The sequence below is a fragment of the uncultured Campylobacter sp. genome (genome assembly GCF_938045775.1).
Lineage (GTDB): Bacteria > Campylobacterota > Campylobacteria > Campylobacterales > Campylobacteraceae > Campylobacter_B.
The window spans coordinates 1-6091 of the sequence record NZ_CALIBH010000140.1; the positions used below are offsets into that span (position 1 = coordinate 1).

Below are 6091 nucleotides of genomic sequence, written 5' to 3' on the forward strand. Positions count from 1 at the left end.
AGCCTCGTGAAGTGGAATAATCGGGAATTATTCGAATAAATATGGCGCAGAGTATCGCCGCCAGAAGCAGCGTGCCGGCTAGGGCTTTAAATTTAATAGACCTGTAGAATTTCATATCAGTCCTTTTCTATCCATCCATTCGTTAGAGGCTAATTCTTTCGGGCCCGGAGGAGTTTGTTTGCCCCACAAATAATAACTCAATATATCGGCTCCGTAATTGCCCTCTAAGTCTAATCTTAGATCAGTTTCTTTTTTTGCTCATCCCTTATCCTTTTTCGGTTAAATTCGTTAAGATAAAGCTTCGACTAACTTTATCCGCCGTGAATCCACATATCCAGCTCCTGTTCCGCCGGGGCTTTGATATCAAAATCTATATTTCCGCAATTATCGTATGAGAATTTACGTCGCAGATTTTTCATATGGGTATAAGCCAAGACTTCGTTAAGGCTTTCTAAGTTCTCATATCCGTTTTTTATTCGCATTAAATTTTCTTTGCTTTTGATTTTTGTTAAATCTTCTTTATTGTTAAGCTCGATATACCAACTTATATAACCAGGTCTAGCATAATTCACAAAAAATTTATTCTCTTTTATTAAAAATGATTTTTCTAAAAACATTTTTCCACCATGAAGCGGATTTTTCTCTTCCGATAAGATAATAGGCTGTCTAAAGCCCAAAATTTCATCCTTATATACAAAATATTTTGATAGATCGGAGATATCTATTTGCGTCTTGTCTTTTATCTCATAATCAAAACTCTTTCTGTCGGTATTTTCAACTAAAAAATCAAACCAGTTTTCTTCATTGAAATCGCCGATTAGATAGAGCTTGGAGATGCGCGCCGTATAAAAACTATGGCCGAAATTTTTTATATCGTGCTCATCGATAATGGTATTTCGCAAAATTTCATAGTCGTAATATCTTTTAAAATAATTTATAGCGGCATTTTGAAGCAATTCTTCGTTGCTTAAAACTCTATTCTCTTTTAAACAATACCCCTGTTGATATTTGTTATAGCCAAAGATAGAAACGACAGCAAAACCTCGCGAAGTGGAGTAATCTGGTACGATGCGGATAAATGCGGCACAGAAAAGTAGCGCTGCGGCTAGGATTTTAAATTTAAGTTTGCGAAATTTCATAACGATCCTTTAAATGCTGCCAGCGAAGCAAACGCATACTTCGCCGCCCGTTAAATTTATACCTTTGCTCCGCGTTCATCGTCCTGAGCTTTTTAAATTCGAGATAAATTTCGCGATGCTCAAAGTTTTTCTACCCGCGCCAAAACCCCTTTGCATCGCAAAATTTCATATCTCGCGCTGCTAAATTTTAAATCGTCGCAACATTTAAATTTTTGGTTCTCGCAGCGCTTAAATTTTACTCGGCGCGGCGCGTAAAATTCAGTGGTGCGGCGCCAAAAATTTCAGATAAATTCTAAAGCCGCGCCTTAGTTTTATGCCCGCAAAATTTAGCCGCATCGTAAAAGCTACTCCGCTTTGCAAAATTTAGCCGCGCCGCGCCAAAGCTGGTTACTTCTTCGGTTTGCTTAGCTCATAGCCGAAGTGGATCTTTTTGCTCTCGCCCGGCTTTAGCTCAAAGTCCCAGCTAAGCAGTCCGTCCTTGCCGAGGCTGCTCTGCTCGGGCGAGTTTTTCAGCGCGACCTTTACGTCCTCATGCGTCGAAACGGGCGCTCGCTCTTGCAAAACCACGTTCCAAGCGCGCTTGGAGCCGTTTTTGATCTCGTAGTCCCAAGCCATGGAATTTTTACTTTCGCCGCCGAAAAAGGAGTTTTTCGTGAAGTTGTTCGCCTGCTCTTTTTTGACTTCGATCAGGCTGTTTTTACCCAAGTACGCCGTAGCCTCCGCGTTTGCGGCAAAACCTAGATGCACGAGCCCGATCTGCACGCCGTCGAGCTTTATTAGCGTTTCGCTCTCCTCTATGCTTCTTTCGGGGATAAATTTAGCCCGCACGTAGGCTGCCTCGCTGCCGTAGCCGTCGATGATCAGATCAAATTTCGCATCCAGGCTCTGTTTATCGAAGCTAAACTCGCCCGCCTCGCCCGCTTTGAGGCTTACGCCGCTGATTTTCCACACCTTTGAGAGCGAGCTTTCGATATTCGCGCCCGTCCTTGCATACGACGATCTAGCCTCCGCCGCGGGCGCCCTCTGCATATCCGCCACCTCTAGCATCACGTCCTTTTTATAAGCCGCCGCGGGCGCCGGCTTTGCAGGCTCGCCCTCGTACCATGGATAAAACGGCTGCGGCGCGGTCTGCGAGGAGTATTCGTAAGGATACAGCGCGATCGTTAAATTTGCTAGCTCCGCGTTTAGCGGATTTTGCACCGAGAGTTTTTGCGCGACCTCGATTTTACCGCTTGCAAGATCTGCAGAGAGCTCGTTGTGCGTGTAGGCGCTTACGTCAACGGGGTAATTGATCTTAACGAAGCTCGGATCGCAGCCGAAGTTCGCGTTTAAGCGACGCTCGTTCTTGATCCGGTATTTTGAAATTTTCTCTTTGAGCTTTCCGATTTGTTCGTCAGTCTTTGAAATTTCACCCGCTACGAGCAAGACCTCGTCGTAAACTTTTTGCGAATCCGCCTTTAGGCTCGCTAGGCTTCTATCTTTTAGGCTTGTAAAATCGCTTAAAAAGCGCTGCTGCGCCTTAAGCGCGACCAGGCGGTCGCTTAGCTCGCGCAGGCTCTTTTCGTCCGCCTCTTTTTTGGCGAATTCCGCGTTTTTCACGGGCTCGCTATCATCCAAAGACAATTCGCGCACTTCGCAAGAGCCCGCGATCTCGATGCTGCGGATATCCAAGTACTCCGGCACGTTCACGCTGAAGTTTGATTTTTGCGCGCCGAAGTTTTGGTACAAGAAGGCGGAGTTCGCGTAGATCTCAAGGCTATTTTCCTGCGCGCTTAAATTTACGGCAAGCGCCGCCGCTGCGCTTAAAAGCACTATTTTTTTCATTTTTGCTCCTTAAAAATTTTACGTAATTGTAACGATAAATTTTGATTTTTATGCTTAAAATTTGGAGCAAATTTTAAAATTTCGGCTTCGCCGCTCGCTTTGAAATTTTAAAATTTAGCCGCCGTAAAAACTCCGCCGCAGAGGCTAAAATTTTACCGCTACTAGCGCCATATAAGCTTTATCGCTCGCACAGCCGAAGCGATGAAATTTTAAAATTTCAAAGCTTCTATTTTGAGGACGAGCTTTGCTCATCCGCGAAGTAAAACCGATAAATTTTAAAATTTTACGTAGTAAAATTTCTGTAACTTTAGGCGAGCGAAGCAATGCGAAAGAAGCGCGGGGCGCTTCTTAGCCTTCGCGAGAAATAGTAAAGCTCCCTGTCGCAGCGGCGGCTTGGCTGTCGCAAGAAGTAAAACAATAAATTTTAAAATTTTGCGCAGCAAAATTTCTGACTATCTTTCGCGGAGACTTCGCAAGCGTCTTAACGCTTGCTCGTATTGCTCCGCTCAGGTGCAGGGAGCGCTTGCGCTCCCGCTCGCAAGGACGAGCTGTACCCTTCCGCGAAGTAAAAACGATAAAAATGCAGGCGCTAGCCTGCCGTAACTTTAGGTGGGTCGAGGGAGCGAAGCTCCCCGTCGCAAGGACGAGCTGTGCTCGTCCGCGAAGTTAAGATCAAAACGGATACGTCAAGCAACACACCCTGCCGACCTTTTCGTTGTAGCTGACGTCGAGCTTCAGATCGTATAGTTTGCTTAAAATTTCGCTCTTTATGATCTGCTCGGCTTTGCCGTATGCGACCTCGCCGCCGCTTTTTACGAGCGCGACGTATCCGCCTAAAAGCAGCGCAAAGTCGGGATTGTGCGTGGCTAAAACGACGGTGTAGCCGTCTTTTAAAAGCTCCTTCGTGGCGCGGAGGAATTTGTATTGGTTGGCAAAATCTAGCGCCGAGGTCGGCTCGTCGAAGATCACGATCTTAGGCTCGCTGCAAAGGGCGCGCGCGATGGACGCCATCTGCCTCTGGCCGCCGCTTAGGCGCGTGATGATCTTGTCTTTTAGGTGCCAAATTTCAAGCATTTTCATGTAGCGCTGCGCGAGCTTGTAGTCGTTTTCGCTCGGCTGCGAAAAGATCCCGATATGTGCCGTGCGCCCCATCAGGACATATTCGAAGACGCTGTAGTCGTACTCGCAGACCTCGCTTTGCGAGACGTAGCCGATGATCTCGGCGCGCCCTTTGGCGCTGAGGCTCGCCATATCCTTGCCGTCTATTGAAATTTTACCGCGCAGGGGCTCAAGCGTGCCGCTAATTAAATTTAAAAGCGTCGATTTGCCCGCGCCGTTTTGCCCCAAAATCGTCAGCATCGCGCCCGCTTCGAGGTTTAAGTTCACGTCGCGCAGCGTTAGAGGGGCGGATTTTACGTAGCCGAAGTCTAAGCTCTCAACCCTAACCATTTAGCTTCCTTTTGTTTTTAAGCAGGATGAATATAAAAAATAGCGTGCCGATAAAGCCCGTAAGCACGCCTAGCGGGATCTCGCTTTGATTTATGCTGCGCGCTACGTCATCTACGATGAGCACGAAGATCGCGCTTAAAAATATGCTCGCGGGGATCGCCTTGGTGTTGCTCACGCCCACGATCATGCGCGTTAGATGCGGCATCAAAAGCCCCACCCACGCGACTATGCCGCTGATACACACGCTGCTTGCGGTTAGCAGCGTCGCGCAGACGATGATGATGCCCCGCTCCAGCACGACGTTTACGCCGAGCTTCGCCGCGGTCGCATCGCCCATGGATAGGACGTTTATGCGGTAGCTCATCAGCACCAAGATAGCGATACAAACCCCCATCACCGGCGCTATCATCGCTAGCACGGAGGGATCGACCTTCGCGAGGCTTCCTAGCTGCCAATACACGATGTCTGCAAGCTTCGTCTCGGGATCTGCCATAAATTTTAAAAATCCGATCAGCGCGCCCATCAGACCGCTTACGATGATGCCGGCAAGCACAAGCATTATGGTGGCGCTTGAACGCAGCGCGCGCGTGATCAGAAGCGTAATGCAAACCGCCGCGAGCCCGAAAACAAAGGCGAAAAGCTGGATCAAAAGGATATTTAGATCAAGCAGGATCGCGATGGCCGCACCCACGCAAGCTCCAGCGCTGACGCCTAAAAGATCGGGCGAGACGAGCTGGTTTTTAAAGACGCCCTGATACGCCGTGCCGCTGATGCCCAGCGCCGCGCCCACGAGCACTGCGGCGATGATACGCGGCAGGCGCACCTGCATGACGACGTTGTGGACGTTTTGCGCTACTTCGCCGCCGCTTAGCGCTTTTAGCACCTCGGTGATGCTTAAGCCGAAACGCCCTATACAAAGCGATATCGCAATCGTCGCAATCGTCGCTAGTATCAGCAGCACGAGCATAAATTTAAAATTTTTCATACCTTCCCTTGCTTTAAATTTTATCTTTTGCCTTAAATTTAATCTTTGAAATTTCGCCTCATCGAAACCCGCTTAAAATTCCGCCTTCCGGCTCGTAGGCGAAAGGCTTGCGGTAAAATTCTTTCGTGATAGCTCCAAGATCAATATTTCAGAAAAGATCCGGATGAAAATTTTAGCCGTCTGTAAGATTTGTAGTGACGTCCTCGCGCTCGTGTGGTCTCAGCCGAAAATGTTTGTAGGCGCAGCATAGACGCACTTTTGCTGCACCGCCTCAAGCTGCGAAACGCAGGACTTGACAGCAGAGCCTCCGCCTCGCACGACATTTTCTATCGATGATGACGCAGAGACCACAGCGGCTTTGATTTATGCATCTAAATCCTTAAACAGATGTGGCATTTTAGCACATATCATATTAAATTTTTATGATTTCGGCTTTCATATACGAGCGAAATTTAATGGCGTGCAGCTCCGTGTAATAAGGCTTTTAAGCGAAATTTAGCTTGCGGATTTCAGATGAGCGCCTACGAAATTTACGCCAAGATGGAATTTTAAAATTTCATCCGTTCGCGAAAGATAGACTTAAGCCTGATGGCGGAATTTGCCCGGCTAAATTCGCCTATTTAGCAGCAGGCGCGGCGTGCGGCGAAATTTTACGTAGGATTTGAAGATTTGATTTAAAATTCCACGAACGGAT

At 47.6% G+C, this 6091-nt stretch carries 5 protein-coding genes; 1 reads left to right on the forward strand and 4 read right to left on the reverse strand.

Annotation, left to right across the window (positions count from 1 at the left end; all coding sequences use genetic code 11):
• Nucleotides 1-311: 311 nt before the first annotated feature.
• From Q0238_RS05455 to Q0238_RS05470, 4 genes are all read right to left on the reverse strand, one after another.
• Nucleotides 312-1139 carry a hypothetical protein gene (locus tag Q0238_RS05455; protein ID WP_297943706.1) on the reverse strand — a complete coding sequence of 276 codons (828 nt, stop codon included), beginning with the start codon at nucleotides 1137-1139 and terminating at the stop codon, nucleotides 312-314.
• A gap of 387 nt (nucleotides 1140-1526) precedes the next feature.
• Nucleotides 1527-2963 carry a DUF4139 domain-containing protein gene (locus Q0238_RS05460; protein WP_297943709.1) on the reverse strand — a complete coding sequence of 479 codons (1437 nt, stop codon included), beginning with the start codon at nucleotides 2961-2963 and terminating at the stop codon, nucleotides 1527-1529.
• Between the two features lie 672 nt (nucleotides 2964-3635).
• Entirely contained in the window at nucleotides 3636-4412 is a 777-nt protein-coding gene (locus tag Q0238_RS05465; protein WP_297943713.1) for an ABC transporter ATP-binding protein, read from the reverse strand.
• Nucleotides 4405-5397, reverse strand: a complete 993-nt coding sequence (locus tag Q0238_RS05470; protein WP_297943716.1) for an iron ABC transporter permease — start codon at nucleotides 5395-5397, stop codon at nucleotides 4405-4407. The genes Q0238_RS05465 and Q0238_RS05470 overlap by 8 nt, the downstream gene beginning before the upstream one ends.
• A 500-nt stretch (nucleotides 5398-5897) precedes the next feature.
• Between Q0238_RS05470 and Q0238_RS05475 the strand changes: the two genes are divergently transcribed.
• Nucleotides 5898-6062, forward strand: a complete 165-nt coding sequence (locus Q0238_RS05475) for a hypothetical protein (protein WP_297943717.1) — start codon at nucleotides 5898-5900, stop codon at nucleotides 6060-6062.
• Nucleotides 6063-6091: the final 29 nt, after the last annotated feature.

What these genes read in the sequence shown, in the direction of transcription:
- Q0238_RS05470 (WP_297943716.1), bottom strand. Translation starts at nt 5,397, where the DNA reads ATGAAAAATTTTAAATTTATGCTCGTGCTGCTGATACTAGCGACGATT.
- Q0238_RS05460 (WP_297943709.1), bottom strand. Translation starts at nt 2,963, where the DNA reads ATGAAAAAAATAGTGCTTTTAAGCGCAGCGGCGGCGCTTGCCGTAAAT.
- Q0238_RS05455 (WP_297943706.1), bottom strand. Translation starts at nt 1,139, where the DNA reads ATGAAATTTCGCAAACTTAAATTTAAAATCCTAGCCGCAGCGCTACTT.
- Q0238_RS05465 (WP_297943713.1), bottom strand. Translation starts at nt 4,412, where the DNA reads ATGGTTAGGGTTGAGAGCTTAGACTTCGGCTACGTAAAATCCGCCCCT.